Origin of the sequence: [Mycobacterium] fortunisiensis, assembly GCF_019050325.1 — a bacterium.
GTDB lineage: Bacteria > Actinomycetota > Actinomycetes > Mycobacteriales > Mycobacteriaceae > Mycobacterium > Mycobacterium fortunisiensis.
Window position 1 is genome coordinate 140121 of record NZ_VOMB01000010.1, and the last position, 19043, is coordinate 159163.

Genomic DNA, 19043 nt, shown 5'->3' on the forward strand with positions numbered 1-19043 from the left:
ACCCGAGAAAAATGGCTCGAAAAGGCATTTTGGGCACCAAGCTGGGCATGACGCAGGTGTTCGACGAGAACAACAAAGTCGTCCCGGTGACGGTCGTGAAGGCCGGCCCCAACGTGGTGACCCGTATCCGTACCACCGAGCGCGACGGCTACAGCGCCGTGCAGCTCGCCTATGGCGAGATCAGCCCGCGCAAGGTCAACAAGCCCGTCGCCGGCCAGTACGCCGCCGCGGGTGTGAACCCGCGCCGCCACCTGGCCGAGCTGCGGGTCGATGAGGCTGCTGCCGCCGAGTACGAGGTGGGCCAGGAGCTGACCGCCGAGATCTTCGCCGACGGCGCTTACGTCGACGTGACCGGCACCAGCAAGGGCAAGGGCTTCGCCGGCACCATGAAGCGGCACGGCTTCGCCGGCCAGGGCGCCGCGCACGGTGCCCAGGCGGTGCACCGTCGTCCCGGCTCCATCGGTGGCTGCGCCACCCCGGGCCGCGTGTTCAAGGGCACCCGGATGTCGGGCCGCATGGGCCACGACCGGGTGACCACGCAGAACCTCAAGGTTCACAAGGTCGATGCCGAGAACGGCGTGCTGTTGATCAAGGGCGCCATCCCCGGACGCAACGGTGGTCTGGTGGTTGTCCGCAGCGCAATCAAGCGAGGCGAGAAGTAATGACTCTCAATATTGATGTGAAGACGCCGGCAGGCAAGAAGGACGGCTCCGTTGAATTGCCGGCTGCCCTCTTCGACGTCGAGCCCAACATCGCTCTGATGCACCAGGTCGTCAACGCGCAGTTGGCCGCCAAGCGCCAGGGCACGCATGCCACCAAGACGCGGGCCATGGTGTCCGGTGGTGGCAAGAAGCCGTACCGCCAGAAGGGCACCGGCCGCGCCCGCCAGGGTTCGACCCGCGCGCCGCAGTTCACCGGTGGCGGCGTCGTCCACGGCCCGCAGCCGCGCGACTACAGCCAGCGGACCCCGAAGAAGATGATCGCCGCCGCCCTGCGCGGAGCGCTCTCCGACCGGGCCCGCAACGAGCGCATCCACGCGATCACCGAGCTCGTCGAGGGTCAGACCCCGTCGACCAAGAGCGCCAAGACGTTCCTGGGCAGCCTGACGGAGAACAAGAAGATCCTCGTCGTCATCGGCCGCACTGACGAGGTCGGTGCCCGCAGCGTTCGCAACCTGCCTGGCGTGCACGTGATCTCACCGGATCAGCTGAACACCTACGACGTGCTCAACGCTGACGACGTGGTGTTCTCGGTGGAGGCCTTGAACGCCTACATCAGCGCGAATACCAAAGAAGGAGCGTCGGTCTGATGGCAACGATTACCGACCCCCGCGACATCATCCTGGCCCCGGTCATCTCGGAGAAGTCGTACGGGCTGATCGAGGACAACGTGTACACGTTCGTCGTGCACCCGGACTCCAACAAGACGCAGATCAAGATCGCCATCGAGAAGATCTTCGACGTCAAGGTGAGCTCGGTGAACACCGCCAACCGGCAGGGCAAGCGCAAGCGCACCCGTTCGGGCTTCGGCAAGCGCAAGGACACCAAGCGCGCCATCGTCACCCTGGCCGCCGGCAGCAAGCCGATCGATCTGTTCGGAGCCCCGGCGTAACCCGCCGGGATCCTATCCAGGATTTAAGAGAGATTTAACTGATATGGGAATTCGCAAGTACAAGCCGACGACCCCGGGTCGTCGCGGTTCGAGCGTCTCCGATTTCGCCGAGATCACTCGCTCGACTCCGGAGAAGTCGCTCATCCGTCCGCTGCACGGCACCGGTGGGCGTAACGCGCACGGCCGTATCACCACCCGGCACAAGGGCGGCGGCCACAAGCGCGCCTACCGCGTCATCGACTTCCGTCGCCACGACAAGGACGGCGTCAACGCGAAGGTCGCGCACATCGAGTACGACCCCAACCGCACCGCGAACATCGCGCTGCTGCACTACCTGGACGGCGAGAAGCGCTACATCATCGCGCCGCAGGGGCTGAAGCAGGGCGACGTCATCGAGCAGGGGCCGAACGCCGACATCAAGCCCGGCAACAACCTGCCGCTGCGCAACATCCCCGCCGGCACCGTGATCCACGCGGTGGAGCTGCGGCCCGGTGGCGGTGCCAAGCTGGCCCGCTCGGCCGGCGTGAGCATCCAGCTGCTGGGTAAGGAAGGCAGCTACGCCTCGCTGCGTATGCCTTCCGGTGAGATCCGCCGCGTCGACGTGCGCTGCCGCGCCACTGTCGGCGAGGTGGGCAACGCCGAGCAGGCCAACATCAACTGGGGCAAGGCCGGCCGGATGCGGTGGAAGGGCAAGCGCCCGACCGTCCGAGGTGTCGTGATGAACCCGGTTGACCACCCGCATGGTGGTGGTGAAGGCAAGACCTCCGGTGGCCGTCACCCGGTCAGCCCGTGGGGCAAGCCCGAGGGCCGCACCCGCAAGCCCAACAAGCCGAGCGACAAGCTCATCGTCCGTCGCCGGCGCACCGGCAAGAAGCGCTAGGCCGCGGAAGGAGTAGCAGCGATGCCTCGTAGTCTCAAAAAGGGTCCGTTCGTCGACGACCATCTGCTCAAGAAGGTCGACGTCCAGAACGAGAAGAACAGCAAGCAGGTCATCAAGACCTGGTCGCGTCGGTCGACCATCCTCCCCGACTTCATCGGGCACACCTTCGCGGTGCATGACGGCCGCAAGCATGTCCCGGTGTTCGTCACCGAGGCGATGGTTGGGCACAAGCTCGGCGAGTTCGCCCCGACGCGCACCTTCAAGGGTCACATCAAGGACGACCGGAAGAGCAAGCGGCGATGAGTACCACAGTTACCGAATACCCCTCAGCCCAGGCGAAGGCACGCTTCGTGCGTGTCTCGGCCAGCAAGGCCCGCCGCGTCATCGACCTGGTCCGCGGCAAGAGCGTCGAGGAAGCCCTCGACATCTTGCGGTGGGCGCCGCAGGCTGCCAGCGAGCCGGTCGCCAAGGTGATCGCCAGCGCTGCTGCCAACGCGCAGAACAACGACGGCCTGGACCCGACGACGCTGGTGGTTGCGACCATCACCGCCGACGAGGGCCCGACCGCCAAGCGCATCCGTCCGCGTGCCCAGGGGCGTGCGTTCCGGATCCGCAAGCGCACCAGCCACATCACGGTGATCGTAGAGAGCCGTCCGCCGCGGAAGGGCAGCGAGAAGGGTTCCGCATCATCCTCGCGTAGCCGTCGTGCGCAGGGCAGCAAGGCTGCAGCCACGAAGGGCACGGCCGAGACGAAGGGAGGCTCGGAGTAGTGGGCCAGAAGATCAATCCCCACGGTTTCCGGCTCGGTATCACCACCGAGTGGAAGTCCCGCTGGTACGCCGACAAGCAGTACAAGGACTACGTGAAGGAAGACGTCGCCATCCGGCGGCTGCTGGCCACCGGTCTGGAGCGGGCCGGCATCGCCGACGTGGAGATCGAGCGCACCCGGGACCGGGTCCGCGTTGACATCCACACCGCGCGTCCCGGCATCGTCATCGGCCGCCGCGGCACCGAGGCCGACCGCATCCGCGCCGACCTGGAGAAGCTGACCGGCAAGCAGGTTCAGCTCAACATCCTCGAGGTGAAGAACCCTGAGTCGCAGGCTCAGCTCGTCGCCCAGGGTGTGGCCGAGCAGCTGAGCAACCGTGTGGCGTTCCGTCGTGCGATGCGTAAGGCGATCCAGTCGGCCATGCGTCAGCCCAACGTCAAGGGCATCCGGGTGCAGTGCTCGGGCCGCCTCGGTGGTGCTGAGATGAGCCGCTCGGAGTTCTACCGCGAGGGTCGGGTTCCGCTGCACACGCTGCGCGCGGACATCGACTACGGCCTCTACGAGGCCAAGACCACCTTCGGCCGGATCGGCGTGAAGGTGTGGATCTACAAGGGCGACATCGTCGGTGGCAAGCGTGAGCTGACCGCCGCCGCGCCGGCCAGTGACCGGCCGCGTCGTGAGCGTCCGTCGGGCACCCGGCCGCGTCGCAGCGGTTCCTCGGGCACCACGGCGACGAGCACCGAGGCGGGACGGGCTGCCACCGGAGACGATGCATCGGCCCCCACCGAGGCCGCGGCTGCCAGCGCACCCGCAGCTGAGAGCACGGAGAGCTAATCATGCTGATTCCCCGCAAGGTCAAGCACCGCAAGCAGCATCACCCACGGCAGCGTGGCATCGCCAGCGGCGGCACGTCGGTGAGCTTCGGCGACTACGGCATCCAGGCACTGGAGCACGCCTACATCACCAACCGGCAGATCGAGTCCGCTCGTATCGCCATCAACCGGCACATCAAGCGTGGCGGCAAGGTGTGGATCAACATCTTCCCGGACCGTCCGCTGACCAAGAAGCCCGCCGAGACCCGCATGGGTTCCGGTAAGGGTTCGCCGGAATGGTGGGTCGCCAACGTCAAGCCCGGTCGCGTGCTCTTCGAGCTCAGCTACCCGGACGAGAAGACCGCCCGGGACGCGCTGACCCGCGCGATCCACAAGCTGCCGATCAAGGCACGCATCGTGACTCGAGAGGAGCAGTTCTGATGGCAGTGGGAACTACGCCTGGTGAACTGCGCGAACTGTCCGACACCGAGTTGAAGGACAAGCTGCGCGAGTCCAAGGAAGAGCTGTTCAACCTGCGCTTCCAGATGGCGACCGGTCAGCTGGCCAACAACCGTCGGCTGCGCGTTGTGCGCCAGGAGATCGCACGGGTCTACACCGTGCTGCGTGAACGTGAGTTGGGTCTGGCTTCCGGGCCCGTTGGTGAGGAAAGCTAATGGCAGAAACTAAGGGCCCCAGGCACACCCCGGCCAAGGACGAAACCCGTGGTCGTCGCAAGACCGCCATCGGCTATGTGGTGAGCGACAAGATGCAGAAGACCATCGTGGTCGAGCTGGAAGATCGTAAGAGCCACCCGCTCTACGGCAAGATCATCCGGACCACCAAGAAGGTCAAGGCGCACGACGAGAACGGCGACGCCGGTATCGGCGACCGCGTCTCGCTGATGGAGACCCGGCCGACGTCGGCCACCAAGCGGTGGCGGCTGGTCGAGGTTTTGGAAAAAGCGAAGTAGCGAAGGCTCGTCCTTCTCCTTCCCTTCTCCTGCGCGAGCAGACAGAAAAGTGCCCCAAATCTTCGGATTTGGGGCACTTTTGTTGGGGTCCCTCCCGCGTGTGGGGGACTGCTGACGGGAACGACTGGCCGATAACCACCAAGGTGAGCCGCAGATACCCATAATCTGGTCGGGATGTCTCAGCTGATCGTCATGATTGTTCTCGCCCTTGCCGCGGCGTTTCTCTTCGCGCTTGCGGCCGATCTTCAGCGACGTGGCGCGCATGAGGTCCTGGCCGGCGCTGGGGCACCGTTGCCGGCGACAGGTGCCAAGCGGTTGTTGTTGAGTCTCCCGACGAACGGGACGTGGCGGACGGGTGTCTTCGCGAACATCGGTGCGTTCATCCTGCAGGCTGCGGCCCTGGCGAAGGGGTCCGTTGCGACTGTGCAGCCGTTGATCGCCACTCAGCTGCTGTTCGTGGTGGGGATGGGCTCGGTTCGCCAACGCGCATGGCCGCCGGTGCGTGACAGCGTGTCGGCAATCGCGGTGTGTGCCGGGCTGGCGTGGTTGTTGGCCACCGAAGGCCGCATCGTCTTGCAGGGCCAGCCGAACCGGCAGCGCATCGTGCTCACCATGATCGTTGTCATTGTGTTGATCCTGGCGTTGGTGGTCATCAGCCGGATGTCCACGGCGTGGCTGGGAAGCATGTTGCTCGGTGTCGGAACCGGCCTGTTCCAGGCGATGAGCGCGGGATTCATGAAGTTGGCGCTGCGTGACTACTCCGCCGGCGGGATCACTGCTGCGCTAGGGGACTGGCCGCTGTATGCGGTACCGGTCTCGGTGCTGGGCGGTGTTGCACTGGGGCAGTTGGCATTCGCCTCCGGCAGCCTGCCGCCCGCCGTTGCCGCGATGAGTGTGACCAACCCTGTGGCGAGCTTGACATTCGCGCTTGTCGCTTTCGAGACGTTCCCCCGTGATGCCGGATTACTGACCGCGGTGGTGCTGTCGGGTGCGTTGATCGCTGCGGGCATCATAGGCATCGCCACCGCACCCACGACGCGACAGCTGCTCGCCGAGCAGGCCGGAATGTCAGCGGGACAACGCGACTGACCGGCACTCAGGCTTCGGATGCCGGCTCGTTGACCCGGTAGAGCCGCCAATCGGGTTGACCGTCACCGTCGTTCGGGATCTCGAGTTCCAGTGTGGCGACATCGCCGCCGGTTTCGTAGAGCGTCGGATAGCGCAGGTTGACGGCGTCGGATACACCGCGTCCGGTGTTGGGCACGGACAGCAGGTATTTCACCCCGAACGCCGCCGGATCGTTGAGCACCTTCACGAAGTCGTTGTCGGAGGGCACGATGAATGTCTTGGGGTCGCGGGATGCGACGACGACCGCGAACCCATATACGGTGTCGGTGATCACCGACCCCTCGGGCAGATCGAGATTGTCGAGATATCTGGCCAGTTCCCGCTCTGTGGAAAAGGTGGCAGCGATCCGGCGTTGCGAGGTGGCCTTGTCGCTGGTGTTGTGCGGGTCCGGGGCGAGCACCGCGCCCAACGAGTACTCCTGGGGCGCATAACGTTGCAGGCTCATACCCCAGCCCGCGACCGGCATGCAGAGCGCAAAGGCCAGCGCTACGGGCAGGTATCCGTAGCGGGCCGGTCTGATGGTGGATCCGGTGGCCGGGGCCAACGCATTCCGGCCGCGACGTTTCGGTTCGGCGAGCGCGCCGTCGGGTACGGCGAGCATCGCCATGCACGCCGCGAACGGGATCGCCACGATGTAGTACCGCAGGAAGCCGAACGTCTGCCCGGTGGCGTAGCTGTAGGTCTGGAATGCCAGGACGCCGCCGAACACCACGAGGGGGACCACCAGCACGCCCCAGTTCGGCCGACGCCATCGAATGACCCCGGCCCACAGCAGAATCGGGATCAACGTCGGCGCCAGCAGCGTCATGCAGACGATCGCGTATTGGACGCCGGTGCCGAACGACGCCGGGCCGGTGCCGCCCGACTGCAGGAAGATCGCCGCGTTGCCGTACTGCGAGGAGAACTGGGCGAACGCGTTCCCGGTGATCAGCCAACTTGCGATGGCCCAGCCGACGAAGGCGAGGAACCCCGGCCCGGACACCAGCATCATGTCCAGCAGTGCCCGCCTGATACGCGGCGGGCGCGGAGCGCGCAGATAGGTGGTGAGGGCCACGACGAAACCGACGGAGGCGATGGCGCCGACCGAGTCGTAGCGCACGAGATAGGCCAGGCTCAGCGCGATGAACCCGGCCGAGATGAGGTGGTGGACATCGTCGTCGACCATCCACATGATGAGGCGGCGCACGGTCCACATCAGGAAGAAGATGAACGGCGCTTCGCTCATGCCGTTGGAGCCGTAGAAGACGATCATCGGATTGAGGGCGAAGATCGCCGTGATGGCCAGGATGTACGGCCGGGGGAGTCCACGGTCGGTGCCGATCGAGAGTGCCTGAACGACACCGCCGGCCATGAAGAGTGCGGAGGCGAGGGAGGCGACGAATCCATAGGTCACCATGTCCGGCCATACCCCGCGCAGCAATATGCCGGGGATGTCGACCATGGCGGTCAGCGGGGTGAAGATGAAGCCGATCGCCGCCAGGTGTGGTTGGCGACTGTCGATCACGCTCTGCGCCGCCTGCACCCGCGACAGCGCATCACCGATGATGAACCCGTGCTTGACCTGCAGCCAGTAGCCGGCCGCAGCGTAGACCAGAAAGCTCGCGACGAACGCGAGCTGCTTCACCCGACGGTCGGTCAGCCGGCCGTTCATGTGGCGGTGGCCAGGTCTGCCGGCTCGGATTCGGCTCCTCCATCAGGCCGCTCGGTGAGGCCGTGAAACGTCTTCTCCCAGTAGGACGGATTGCGGATCAGTTGGTATACGCCCTTGGTCGCGGCGACACTCATCATCACCCAGAACGCCGGCACCGTGAGGGCGGCCACCAGAAGGTCCGAGCGGTCGTCCTCGCGCAGGGTGATGAGATTCATGTACATCGTCGCGATGTTGCCGAGGATGAGGCAGACCAGCGCGGGGAAATAGACGTATGGAGGAAACACCGCGCCCACAGCGGCCGGCTGGCCCAGGAACCACAACACCGTGATCAGCCAGAACATCAGGTTCAGCACCGCGATGATGGGGGTTCCGGCGAGTACCAGGTTGAACCGCAGGAAGCTGCGCAATCCCAGGGTGCGGAACAATCTCACCGGCCGCCGGATATGCACCAGCCAGGTCTGCAGGTAGCCCTTGTACCACCGCGAACGCTGCCGCACCCAGTTGATCGGGTCGCTGTTCGCCTCTTCCAGAGTGGTCGAATCCACCACCGCCGTCTGATACCCCGTCGACGCGATGCGCAGGCCGAGGTCGGCATCTTCGGTGACGTTGAACGGATCCCAGCTGCCGATCTGGTCGAGCACATCGCGACGCAGGTGGTTCGACGTGCCGCCCAAGGGGATCGGCGATGAGCTGTTCATCATGCCGGGCAGCAGGTAGCCGAACCACAGCGCGTACTCGGCGGTGAACCATCCGGTGAGCAAGTTCTGATGACCATTGTGGTAGGCCAGTTTGGCCTGTACGCAGGCGATGTTGTCGGGTAGCTGATGGAACGCGGCGACGACGCGCCGCAGCTGCAGTGGGTCGGGCAGATCTTCGGCGTCGTAGATGGTGACGATGTCACCGGTGGCGAAGAACAGACCGTAATTGCAGGCCTTCGGTTTGGTGCGCGGGTCTGCCGGGGGAACCAGGACGATGGTGATCATGTCCGACTGGGCGCAGGCCTTCGCGGCGTTGATCGTCACGTCGTCGTCGGCCTCCAGCAGCAGGAGCACCTGGAGCTTGTCGGATGGGTACTCCAGCGCCGCCATGGCGCCGAGCAGGTCGGCAACCACCTCTGGTTCGTTGTAGGCGGGCACGAGCACGGTGTACCGGGGCAGTTGATCGTCAGGTAGGGCGCGCGCTTGCGCGTCGGTGATGGTGATCGGCGGGCACGCGAGCCCTTCCTTGAACATCAAGACCCGGTCGAACATCGTCAGGACGTAGCCGAGTGTGCACAGCCCCATCACCGTGACGGCGGTGGCCGTGGGCTGCCAGATGGCACAACCGATGGTGATCAACAGCAGGGCGATGAGAACGGGTTTCTGCCAGCCCCACAGTGGGATTGACGCGGATTCGGTGGGGTGGTCCTCACGCAGGCCTTCGATGGCGCGGTTCAGCGCGTATTCCCGGTCGGCTGGGTTGTCCATGTCCAGCGGGGTCCGCTCGACGCGGGGGATCACCGCTCGGTCCTTTGGTCTTCGAGCTGGGCGTCGGCCAGCGCCCGCCCGAACTCCGTCAGCAGCACCTCGTCCTTGATGACCGGATTGGTGTCGGTGGCCGCGGTGTTCCCGCGGAACAGGATGGTGAACATCGAGTTCAGCGTGCGCACGATTCCTCCGGTCGGTTGCGGGAACGGGGCGTCGTCGTCGTGGTTGTCCACGGCGATGATCACGATCCGTTGTGCGACAGATCCGTTGGTCCAGGTCCACTCCAGTGCATCCCAGGTGATCAGGATCTCGTCGTCCACCGCTGTCAGCAGGGTGCCGGAAATGCCGTGGCCGAGGTCCACCTGACGGGGAGTGGAGATACGTACCCCGTTGACGCGGTAGGGCATCCGCGCGGGAAACAACGACAACGAGGCCGGACGTGGGGTGGTGATGGTGTCGACGACAACTGCGCGCGGGCGGGCGAACTTGTCGAAACGCGGATCGCGATGGTCTGCGACCATCTCCTGCCGGACCAGTTCGCCGCCTTCGCCGTGGATCCGCGCCACCCACGGGTAGGTTCGGGTGGCGGCGACGTGCCAGCCGGCCGGTGCGCGCAGGCTGGTGCTCGGATTCGTGCCCGCGATCCGCGCCGGCTCGGGCACACCGGAATCGGGTAACCGCACGAACGAGAGCGCGACGGCGACCACGAGGACCAGCGGCACAGCCGACCAGACCTGTTTGGCCGCAAGGGGTTCGATCTTGCGGTACAACACCCGGATCGGCCGGCCCCTGCGGGTCAGCAGGAACATTGCCGAGGCGGCGACAACGATCGCCGTCATGGCGGGGATCAGCTGATAGGCGAGCAGCGACGCACCGCGGAAGAAGACGTACATGAGCACGAGGACGGTCAGCCCAGCCACCCAGGAGGACAACGCGCCGATCAGCCCACGCCCCCAATGTCTTCCGACCGCGATGGCGGTGCCCGCCGCCGCGACGAGCAGCGTGCCCATCGCGGCGGCGACGTGTGAGCCGCCGAGGACGAGCACGAAAATGTGGTACGGCAGCGGGAAGACGGCCAGCAGCAGCAACCAGGCCCACCCGAAGCGGGTGACGGGCCGCAGCCCGAACAGCGCGATGCTCGCGCTGAGCATGAACAACCACCAGGCCACGAGATCCAGCCGCAGCAGGTCGAAGTACAGCGCGTAACGCTGGAGCAGCACACCGTGCAGGAGCAGCGCCAGCACCAGGCCCATGATCGCGACGATGATGTCGGTCTGTCGGTCGTGGATGGGCAGTTCGGTGCGGTTGTGGATGGCCAGCCCCGCCGCGGCCAACAGGGACGCGAACGCCACCATCCAGACATAGCCGTTCATCCCGCCGTGCCGGGTGGTGTCGATCAGGCTGAAAAGTGTGCGGTGGAACGCAAATACGCTGGTCGCCACGATGAAGGCCCACCGCAGGGTGGCCATGGCAACCGAGCTGTGTACACCGAGCAACGGTTTACGTTCGTCGGCCGGGGGCGGGGCAGGCTGAACGGGGGCCGTCACGGCTATTCCTCCGGTGTGGCCGACCGCCGGCGTCGCAGCCACAACCACCAGGCGGTGCTCGCGACGAGCAGCACCAGCACACCGGTGGCGAACCACCAGGGTTTGATGTCGGGTGCGGCCCGGGTATCGGGCGTCGGTTCGACGTTCTGCGTGGCGAGCACGGTCACCGGCGCCCTGCCCGGCACCGATATCACGGCGACGCCGTCGAGGTTCGCCGGCCGCTGCCGGTTGGCGTGCAGCCAGCGCAGCAACTCATCGAGCTGTTCGGGTGCCCCGTTGGAGGTGGCCACCAACAGCGAGCGCTTCCCGTCGACCACGGTTTGCAGGGAACCGAAGCGTAAGGCCGGCTCGAGCGTGAGCGTCGTCGGCTGCCCGCTGTCATCGGTGACGTCCATCATCATCGGAATGTTTCGAGGTGCCACCACCGGCAACCTGATCTCCGGATGGTCCCAGTCGTCGGCATCGATCAGGACCGCCGGATTGGGTGAATCGATGGCCTCCTGCAGCGGCACCACCGCGGTGTCCAGCGGCAGCGCGCTGAGCCGCTGCATGCCCACGATGAGGGTGACCGCACGCTCGGTGTCGTCCGACGAGTCAGGGTCGATACCGACCTCGACCCGAGGCATCAGCGACTGGGGCAGTGACTGGAACCCGGCCGGCACCGGCGGTGAGGCCGGCTCGCTCGACACTTCGGACTCGCCGTCGATGGTGAGCGTCAGCGGCTGGAACTCGCCGCAGTAACCGGTGTTGCCGGCAATGTCGAGTTGGATTCGCAGGCTCGTGAACCGGGCCAGCAACCGGTCGGGGACGTCGATCCACCGGTCGATCACGCCCTCATGCGTGACCTCCCAGCGGTCGATCGTGTCGGATCCGACCGATGCGACGAGGCGGCCGCCCATGGCCTCGGGCAGCGGGGTGTAGGAGCCCCGCAGATGCACCCGCACATTGTGTGATGCCCGTCCCAATCGGGTCTGGTCCAGCGAGATGTAGACCTCGGGCTTGATCGCCGTGGAGTTGACGCCGGGCTGACCGAGTTTACGGATCGTGGTCAGGTTGGTGGTCAGTTGCGGCGCGGAGCGCAGTGGTCCGGCGACGGCCGAGGTGCTCAGCGCGTATTGGGCCACGTTGCTGGTGATCAGGCGGGCCTGATTGGTCAACTCATTGGCCGGCCCGGAGACCAACAGGGACGGCACGCCGCTGTCGTTGGGCTGCAGCGAAACCTGGGCCTTCGGACCTTCGGTGATCACGACCTGGCGTTCGAACGGTCGTGCGGTGCCGGGCGGCGGTGTGGAGCCGGGCCCCATCCGGGCCAGCGAGATATCCGGGTACTGCCGTCCGTAGTGCGCCGCGATGGCGGCCGCGAGTTGCACTGCCGCGTCGGCCACGCCCTGCGAAACGTCGGGCGCGACGTAGATGGTGAGTGCGCGCAGGATCGGGGGCAGGAAATCGGCGATCGCCGTCGGGGCCCGTTCGCCACCTTCGTAGCCGACTGTGGTGTCGGTCAGGCGCATCGGGTTGCTGGGGTCCAGGCAATAGCCTTCCAGCGGTAGCAGGTAGGTGCGCAGCATCAGCGTCACCGCGTTGTCCACCACTCGGACCCCCGCCAGCGGAATGGTCAGTGGCACCGGGCCGCCCGTGGGGACGTCCTGCCGGGAGATCACCCGGTTGTCCTGCAGCACGGTCAGGCTTGCGGTCCGCACGAAGGTCGGTACCAACGCCGTGGTGTTCAGGACCGTCGGTGTCGTTCCCGGCAACACCGGGATGTCGATGGTCTGCACACCCGCCTGACCGTAGAGCTCGATGTCGGGATCGGAGCCCAGATCCCGCAACGACAGCGTCGGAGCAGAAGCCAGCCCGTCGCCGGGAGCGGCACCTGCCGTCGGGCTCAGCAGCAACACCAGGGCGCCGATGGTGGCCACCGCGATCAACCGGCTCAGACGTCTCGTAACCATCGCTGGCCAGACTAAGGTGCGCAACGCTCCTGTGCCCGGGTACCGCACAATTCAGCACCATCTGTCGCGACGGATATCGCGATGGCGTCGGCACTCATCCGAAATGGGTGAGCGCGAACGGGGTGCGGCTGAGTTCTAGCGGGGTAGGGGGACCTGCTCGGAATGTGGGGTGCCGAGCCGGCCTGCCAGCCACGGGAGCGCGTCGGCGAACCCGACCCCGGCCGCCGGGAAGGTATGTGAGCCGGGGTAGCTGACCACCGCGCACTCCGCATTGTGGGCACTCAGCAGCAGGCACAGCTTGTTGGCGTTGGCCGCGTGCTCTTCGGAGTACTGATCCCAGCCGGCGATCGCGTTCGGGTCCACCGGCACATCACTTGCGGCGCGGTGCACCGTCGGCGTCTTCTCCGAAACCCCCAGCCAGGCTGACATGTTGTCGTAGCGGCCGTGTTTTTCGATGAGCGTCTTGGGGTCGAACGCAGCCCAGGCCGCCGCATCCCCACCGAACAACCGGGCGATCGTCTGATCCCTGGTCCCGCTGTTGGGGCCGAGTTGCCCGTCGAGCGCCACGAAGGCGCTGAACAGCTCGGGATTTCGGACCGCCAGCATCAGCGCGCACGTCCCACCGGACGACCAGCCGGCCAGACCCCAGTTCGCCGGGTCCGCACTGACGCCGAAATGCGAGACCACGTATGGGCGCACGTCTTTGGTGAGGTGATCGGCCGCGTTACCGCGGGGGCCGTTGACACATTCGGTGTCGTTGTTGAACGCCCCGGTGGCGTCGGGAAACACCACCACCGGGGCGTACCCGTGGTGGAACGCCGCGAACTCGTCGAGGCTCTCGAGAGCACCGCCGGATTCCGGCCAGTCGGAGGGGTGGCTGAACTCTGCACCGATGGCCATCACGGCCGGCAACTGGGGCGGGGGATCGGACCGGAACCACGCCGGCGGCAGGTACACCAGCTCGCGTCGGTGGCCGAATCCCGAAGCATCCCGCGGGATGTCCACCCACACGATGGTTCCGCGGGTCGGTTGTTCACCGTTCGCGCGCATGGCGGCCAGTGCGGGTTCATCGATCCATTGCGGTGGTTCGGATCCGGTCACGCGTTGCCACAGGGCCTGGACCGTCGGGAAGTACCCGGTGGCGATGTTCAGCTGGGCGAACGCACACACCACCGCCAGCAGCACGGCAACCATCGAGAGGATCCGGCGGCGCCAGCAGCCGCCCCGCCAGGCCAAAATCATGATGGCGGCGGCGAATCCCGTGATGACCACCCAGATCACCGTGCCGACCGAGGCAGCGCGCTCCGACCAGCCCTGATATTTCACGCTCACCCGAACGACCACCGCGAACAGCACGCCGGCCAGGAGCGCGATCGTCACCCACCGCAGCAGCGTGGGCCGGGGTTGGCGGCCGACCGCGAAGATCAAAGCCGCCAGTGCCAGGATTTCGAAAGTTATCGGCACCCAGCCGCTGGTCAATGACATCGGTGTGGCTCCGCTCCGGTCAGTCGGTCATGGTTGGTGGGCGGCGAGGAACGCCGGGCAATCATTGGCCGCGGGAATCGATTTCATCCGGTCGTTGAGCCAACCCAGCGCCGCCAGGGGTTCGATCTGTTCGCGCGGTTTGTCTGCCCAGAAGGCGATTTGGATGCCGTCGCCCATCTTGCAGGCCTCGGTGAGTGCCCGGTCCGTCCACGCCGCCGGGATCACCGAATCCTGGCCGCCGTAGATGACGTACATCTGTGCCTTCGTGGGCCCCTGGGGGAGGTTGGTCTTCTGGAAATACCCGCGCAATGTCTGCAGCGCTTCGGGGTTGGCGGGGCGCAGGTCGTCCGGGCTGAGCTGCTCGGCCAGCGTTCTGCGTTGGGCGGGGTCGTGACAACTGAGCAGGGCGTCCCAGTTCTCTTGGGCGGCCCCGCGCCGGTAGTCGTCGAGTTCGAAGTCGTAGTAGTACTGATCTTTCAAGGCCGAGAGGTAGGCGATGTAGGCCAGTTTCTGGTCGGGGTTCAAGGTGCCGGCCATGGCGGCGTCGGCGAGGCCTTCGATGTTCGCCATCGGTGCCATGGCCGCGGCGGCGACCAGCGTGAGGCCCTCGCCGTAGTTGTCGACGAGTTCGTTTGCGGCCCAGGCGGCTTGGCCGCCTTCCAGGGCGCCCAGTGCGGCCCAGGACGTGGATGCTCCCGGGACCATCGAATACGTGGCCCGTACCGCGTCGATCATGTTGTAACCGGCGGTGGTCGAGTCCAGGTACGGGTGGAAGTCGTATTCGTCGGGTTCGGTCGGTTTTCCCAGGCCCTGGTAGTCGGGCACGGTCACCACATAGCCGGCTTTCAACAGTGCCGCCACCGTCGCGGCCTCACCGCCGAGGTCCGGCGACAGCGAGGGTGCGCAATCCGCTGTCGTTCCGCGGGTCCGGTGCCCGAGAGCCACGATCGGAAAACCGTCCTTCGGCGGATCGCCCTTGGGGACGAACACCGTCCCTGTCACGTGTGACACCGCGTCGTTCACCCCGTTGCGCGAGGCGTACGTCATGGTCTTGGCCGCCGAGCCGGCATCACGCAATTCAGGCGCCAAGTTGTCCAGTGGCGCTTGGGAGATGACGTGGCCGGCGCTGTCTGCATCCTCGGTGGAGGACGGCGTCGACGGTCCGCCGCACGCCGTGAGGACGGCGAGCGCGACCGAGAACAGAACAGTGACTCGAACCATCGATTTCCCTTACATAGCGATCCGTGGCGGGTTGGTGCCGTTGTCCCATCTTTTCATCGCGGCATTGGACGTGTGGGATGTATGCCCAAGGTCATCCGGTGTGTTGATGATCGGGGCGTCTCGAAATCGTGAATACGCTTGGAGTTTCGGATCTTGTGAAATGGCGAATCGGGTCCTGTCGGCAATTAGGATCGGCCACTATGCCGGTAATCGATGTGATGTCCCACGGCGCCACCGGGGACGGAACGACAGACGATTTTGCGGCCGTGATGAGTGCCATTCACCAGGCCGTCGAGTCCGGCGGCGGGACGGTGTTCTTTCCGGCGGGTGCCTACGCGCTCTCGGATTCGATCGGTAACGGTTCCGCCGGGTTTGCCCAGGTCCGCCTGCTCGGCGACGGTGAACGGGCCGCCCGGTTGCGGGTGACGGCGAATGTCGCGCCGATCAGCGGGCTCTGGCGGGAAAGCCGGATCGAAAACCTCAAGGTCGATGCGAACTTTCGGGGCTCACCGGGATTTGATGTCGACCTGGACAAGAGCTACATCAGACACTGCTGGCTCGACGGCTGGACCGACTTCGGCATGCGGATCAACGCCGACACCGACGGGCTGTTGAATTGGATCGACGACAACTTCATCGAGCAGTGCACCGGCTACGGCATCTACACCACCCATCATTTCTACGATTCGTGGATCGTGAACAACAACATCGGGTCCAGCGGGCCGAATCTGTCGATCGAGGCGGGGCCGGTGCGCATCATCGCCAACCATCTCGACGGCGAGCCGATTCACAACATCGAGCTGCGCGGCTGCAAGTCGCTCAACATCATCGGCAACATCTGCGAGAACGCCCGCCGGGAGGCCATTGTCTTCCGGATGCCGGAGTGGATGGAATCCGACAATGAGCAGGTGGCGATCGTCGGCAACAACATCACGAACGGCGGTAAGGGTGCGCCCAACGAGTACCCCGCCATCGGCATCTACTCGGTCGACGCCGACCACCGCACCAAGGGTTTCAACATCACCGGCAATTTCATCGCCAACACCGACGACGGTGCGGGCTGGAGTTATGCCGTGGACGCCCAGTACGTCGACGACATCGCGATATCCGGAAACCAGTGGGACAACAACGGGTACAGCGTTGCCCCGGTCCGGGCCGAGGGGCGCAATGTCGGCGTTGCGGGCAACACATCGGGGAATCGAGCGGTGTCACGACGTTCGGTGGTGACCCTGTCCGCCCCCGGCACGCTGGAGAATTCTCCCGACGCCGAGTACGTGTATCTGCTCGGCGAAGGGGCTTCGGTGGTCAGATTGCCCACGGCCGTGGACAACACCTCGCGGTACACGGTCAAAAACATCTCGGGTAGTGAGGCGAAAATCAGCGCTCACGCACGGCAGAGCGTCGAGGGAGCAGCAGAATTCGCGCTCGCCGGCGGCGCGGCGGTAGAGGTGATCTCCGACGGGGCGAATTGGTGGATTCTGTGATCTGAAATCCGATCCGAGACATTCCCGGCTGACCCGGATCTGGACGCGGGCGTCGGCCTGTCTGTTCGGCACGTGCATGTCTGAGCCTCGGGTCACCCAATTTGGGTGAGGGAATTTGCCGGGCAGCCGGTGTAAATCGTGATCGGGAATCCTCGCCGCAATGCCGGTGGCAGGCGTTATCGTCGAGCCGGAATTCGAATAATCCGCAGAGATCCACGAATGCGAGGCATCGTGAAGGCATTACGGCTGATGGATTGGAAGACCGAACCCGAACTGGTCGAGGTGCCGAAGCCGACACCCGGACCCGGACAGGTCGTTGTCAAGGTCGGAGGTGCCGGAGCCTGCCACTCCGATCTGCACCTCATGCACGACTTCGAGCCCGGGACGATGCCGTGGACCATGCCGTTCACGCTCGGCCACGAAAACGCCGGCTGGGTGGATTCGGTGGGTGCCGGGGTCACCACCGTCTCGGAGGGAGACGCGGTCGCAGTCTACGGTCCGTGGGGCTGCGGGAAGTGTGAGCGGTGCCGACTCGGCATCGAGAGCTATTGCGAGAACCAGGCGGCGGCGCCGGTGGTCAACGGCGGCGGCGGTCTGGGCCTCGACGGCGGGATGGCCGAATATCTCCTCGTTCCGTTCGAGCGGCTGCTGATCCCGCTTCCGGCCGACCTGGAGCCGGCCACCGCCGCGCCGATCACCGACGCGGGTCTGACTCCCTACCATGCCATCCGCCGGTCATGGCCGAAGATGACACCGACCTCGACTGTCGTGGTGATCGGTATCGGCGGCCTGGGCCATGTCGGGCTGCAATTGGTGAAGGCCACCACGGGCGCGCGCGTGATCGCCGTCGACAACCGTAAAGAGGCGCTGGAACTTGCCACCAAGATGGGCGCGGATCATGTTCTGCCGTCGGATGATCACGCCGTGACGGCCATCAAAGATCTGACTGCCGGGCATGGTGCCGATGTCCTGCTGGATTTCGTCGGTGCCTCGGCGACCATGGAACTGGCCCGAACGGCGGCCCGGCCGCTCGGCGACGTGACGATCGTCGGCCTCGCCGGCGGCTCGGTGCCGCTGTCCTTCTTCGCGCAGCCGTATGAGGTCAGCATCCAAACCACCTACTGGGGTTCGCATCCCGAACTCGTCGAGCTGTTCGATCTGGCCGCCAGAGGGCAGCTGCATGTCGAAACCACCCAGTACTCACTCGATGACGCCCCGCAGGCATATCGAGACTTGAAAGACGGGAAGGTCAACGGACGCGCCGTCGTGGTGCCGTGACGGGTAGCCCTCAGAAGAGGCTGGCGGTCAGTCCACCGTCGACGACGTAGCCGGCGCCGGTGCAGAACGAGGACTGGGCACCGGCCAGGAACAGAGCCACGGCCGCGACGTCCTCGACGCTGACGTACCCGCCCTGTGCCTGAGCCATGACGGCGTCGAAGTCGAGGCCGCCCATCGCTGCGGTGTAGGTCTCCTTGTTGCCCGTGACGAGTGCGGTCTCGGCGAAACCGGGCAGGATCGAGTTGACCCTGATGCCGTGCCGGCGCAACTCCAGCGCCGCCGTCTTGGTCAGGCTGACCACGGCGGCCTTGGTGGCCGCGTAGTGCCCGAGGAGCGGCGTGCCCGCCAGGGCGGTCACCGACCCCATCGTGATGATCGAACCCGGGGTGCCTGCGCCCACCATCGCCCGGGCGGCGTGTTTGACGGTGAGGAACACCCCGTCGAGGTTGATCGACATCATCTTCCGCCAGGTTTCGTAGGACATTTCGGCCAGCGGGGAGACGGTGGCGATGCCGGCGTTGGCGACGGCGATGTCGACCTGTCCGTGCAGGTTCAGGGTGTGGTCGATCAGATTGACGACGCTGTCTTCGTCGGTGACGTCGCACGCGAATGCGCAGGCGCCGTCGAGCGCATCGGCAGCGTCGGTCATCGCCGCCGCATCGATGTCGGACATCACCACCTTGGCGCCGTGTGCCGCATAGGTTCGGGCGATTTCGAGGCCGATACCGCGCGCGGCGCCGGTGATGACCGCAACCTTGCCGGCCAGAGATTGAGTTGCATCAGTCATGA

The 19043-nt window shown here is 65.7% G+C and carries 20 protein-coding genes; 13 read left to right on the top strand and 7 right to left on the bottom strand.

The genetic code is table 11. The features are described 5' to 3' along the window. Positions 1-11 precede the first annotated feature (11 nt). From rplC to FR943_RS07405, 11 genes are all read left to right on the top strand, one after another. Complete coding sequence (gene rplC, locus FR943_RS07355; protein ID WP_217155693.1) at positions 12-662, top strand: 50S ribosomal protein L3; 651 nt, start codon at positions 12-14, stop codon at positions 660-662. Next, positions 662-1309: a 50S ribosomal protein L4 gene (rplD, locus tag FR943_RS07360; RefSeq protein WP_217155694.1), complete on the top strand. Its 648-nt coding sequence runs from the start codon at positions 662-664 to the stop codon at positions 1307-1309. Before rplC ends, rplD begins: the two co-directional genes overlap by 1 nt. Continuing rightward, positions 1309-1611: a 50S ribosomal protein L23 gene (gene rplW, locus FR943_RS07365; RefSeq protein ID WP_217155695.1), complete on the top strand. Its 303-nt coding sequence runs from the start codon at positions 1309-1311 to the stop codon at positions 1609-1611. The genes rplD and rplW overlap by 1 nt, the downstream gene beginning before the upstream one ends. Positions 1612-1654: 43 nt before the next feature. Next, a complete protein-coding gene (gene rplB / locus FR943_RS07370) occupies positions 1655-2491 on the top strand; it encodes a 50S ribosomal protein L2 (RefSeq protein ID WP_217155696.1) in 837 nt (278 codons plus the stop codon). A gap of 21 nt (positions 2492-2512) precedes the next feature. Beyond that, entirely contained in the window at positions 2513-2794 is a 282-nt protein-coding gene (gene rpsS, locus FR943_RS07375) for a 30S ribosomal protein S19 (protein ID WP_029106857.1), read from the top strand. Then, a complete protein-coding gene (gene rplV, locus FR943_RS07380; RefSeq protein WP_217155697.1) occupies positions 2791-3261 on the top strand; it encodes a 50S ribosomal protein L22 in 471 nt (156 codons plus the stop codon). The genes rpsS and rplV overlap by 4 nt, the downstream gene beginning before the upstream one ends. Next, positions 3261-4094, top strand: a complete 834-nt coding sequence (rpsC, locus tag FR943_RS07385; RefSeq protein ID WP_217155698.1) for a 30S ribosomal protein S3 — start codon at positions 3261-3263, stop codon at positions 4092-4094. The genes rplV and rpsC overlap by 1 nt, the downstream gene beginning before the upstream one ends. A 2-nt stretch (positions 4095-4096) precedes the next feature. Continuing rightward, entirely contained in the window at positions 4097-4513 is a 417-nt protein-coding gene (gene rplP / locus FR943_RS07390) for a 50S ribosomal protein L16 (RefSeq protein ID WP_070186337.1), read from the top strand. After that, complete coding sequence (rpmC, locus tag FR943_RS07395) at positions 4513-4746, top strand: 50S ribosomal protein L29 (RefSeq protein WP_217155699.1); 234 nt, start codon at positions 4513-4515, stop codon at positions 4744-4746. Before rplP ends, rpmC begins: the two co-directional genes overlap by 1 nt. Continuing rightward, positions 4746-5042 carry a 30S ribosomal protein S17 gene (gene rpsQ / locus FR943_RS07400; RefSeq protein ID WP_217155700.1) on the top strand — a complete coding sequence of 99 codons (297 nt, stop codon included), beginning with the start codon at positions 4746-4748 and terminating at the stop codon, positions 5040-5042. The genes rpmC and rpsQ overlap by 1 nt, the downstream gene beginning before the upstream one ends. Before the next feature lie 174 nt (positions 5043-5216). After that, complete coding sequence (locus FR943_RS07405; protein ID WP_217155701.1) at positions 5217-6131, top strand: DMT family transporter; 915 nt, start codon at positions 5217-5219, stop codon at positions 6129-6131. 7 nt (positions 6132-6138) lie between these two features. Here FR943_RS07405 and FR943_RS07410 read toward each other — a convergent pair whose 3' ends face one another. From FR943_RS07410 to FR943_RS07435, 6 genes are all read right to left on the bottom strand, one after another. Continuing rightward, positions 6139-7794, bottom strand: coding sequence for an ABC transporter (locus FR943_RS07410; protein WP_308170490.1), 1656 nt, complete (start codon positions 7792-7794; stop codon positions 6139-6141). A 23-nt stretch (positions 7795-7817) separates the two neighbouring features. Continuing rightward, the gene (locus FR943_RS07415) at positions 7818-9287 is read right to left on the bottom strand and encodes a glycosyltransferase (protein WP_217155936.1); all 1470 of its coding nucleotides are present in this window, start codon (positions 9285-9287) and stop codon (positions 7818-7820) included. Between the two features lie 29 nt (positions 9288-9316). After that, a complete protein-coding gene (locus FR943_RS07420) occupies positions 9317-10834 on the bottom strand; it encodes a phosphatidylglycerol lysyltransferase domain-containing protein (RefSeq protein ID WP_217155703.1) in 1518 nt (505 codons plus the stop codon). Positions 10835-10836: 2 nt separating this feature from the next. Beyond that, entirely contained in the window at positions 10837-12786 is a 1950-nt protein-coding gene (locus FR943_RS07425; RefSeq protein WP_217155704.1) for a cellulose biosynthesis cyclic di-GMP-binding regulatory protein BcsB, read from the bottom strand. A gap of 135 nt (positions 12787-12921) precedes the next feature. Next, positions 12922-14271, bottom strand: coding sequence for an alpha/beta hydrolase (locus tag FR943_RS07430; RefSeq protein ID WP_217155705.1), 1350 nt, complete (start codon positions 14269-14271; stop codon positions 12922-12924). A gap of 27 nt (positions 14272-14298) precedes the next feature. Next, on the bottom strand, positions 14299-15492 hold the full coding sequence (locus FR943_RS07435; RefSeq protein WP_217155706.1) for a lipase family protein: 1194 nt from the start codon (positions 15490-15492) through the stop codon (positions 14299-14301). A 200-nt stretch (positions 15493-15692) separates the two neighbouring features. Between FR943_RS07435 and FR943_RS07440 the strand changes: the two genes are divergently transcribed. Further along, a complete protein-coding gene (locus FR943_RS07440; protein ID WP_217155707.1) occupies positions 15693-16976 on the top strand; it encodes a glycosyl hydrolase family 28-related protein in 1284 nt (427 codons plus the stop codon). A 219-nt stretch (positions 16977-17195) separates the two neighbouring features. After that, a complete protein-coding gene (locus tag FR943_RS07445) occupies positions 17196-18254 on the top strand; it encodes an NAD(P)-dependent alcohol dehydrogenase (protein ID WP_246584899.1) in 1059 nt (352 codons plus the stop codon). Between the two features lie 10 nt (positions 18255-18264). On the opposite strand, the gene FR943_RS07450 is transcribed toward FR943_RS07445, so the two are convergent. Next, a complete protein-coding gene (locus FR943_RS07450) occupies positions 18265-19041 on the bottom strand; it encodes an SDR family NAD(P)-dependent oxidoreductase (protein ID WP_217155708.1) in 777 nt (258 codons plus the stop codon). Between the last annotated feature and the right edge of the window lie 2 nt (positions 19042-19043).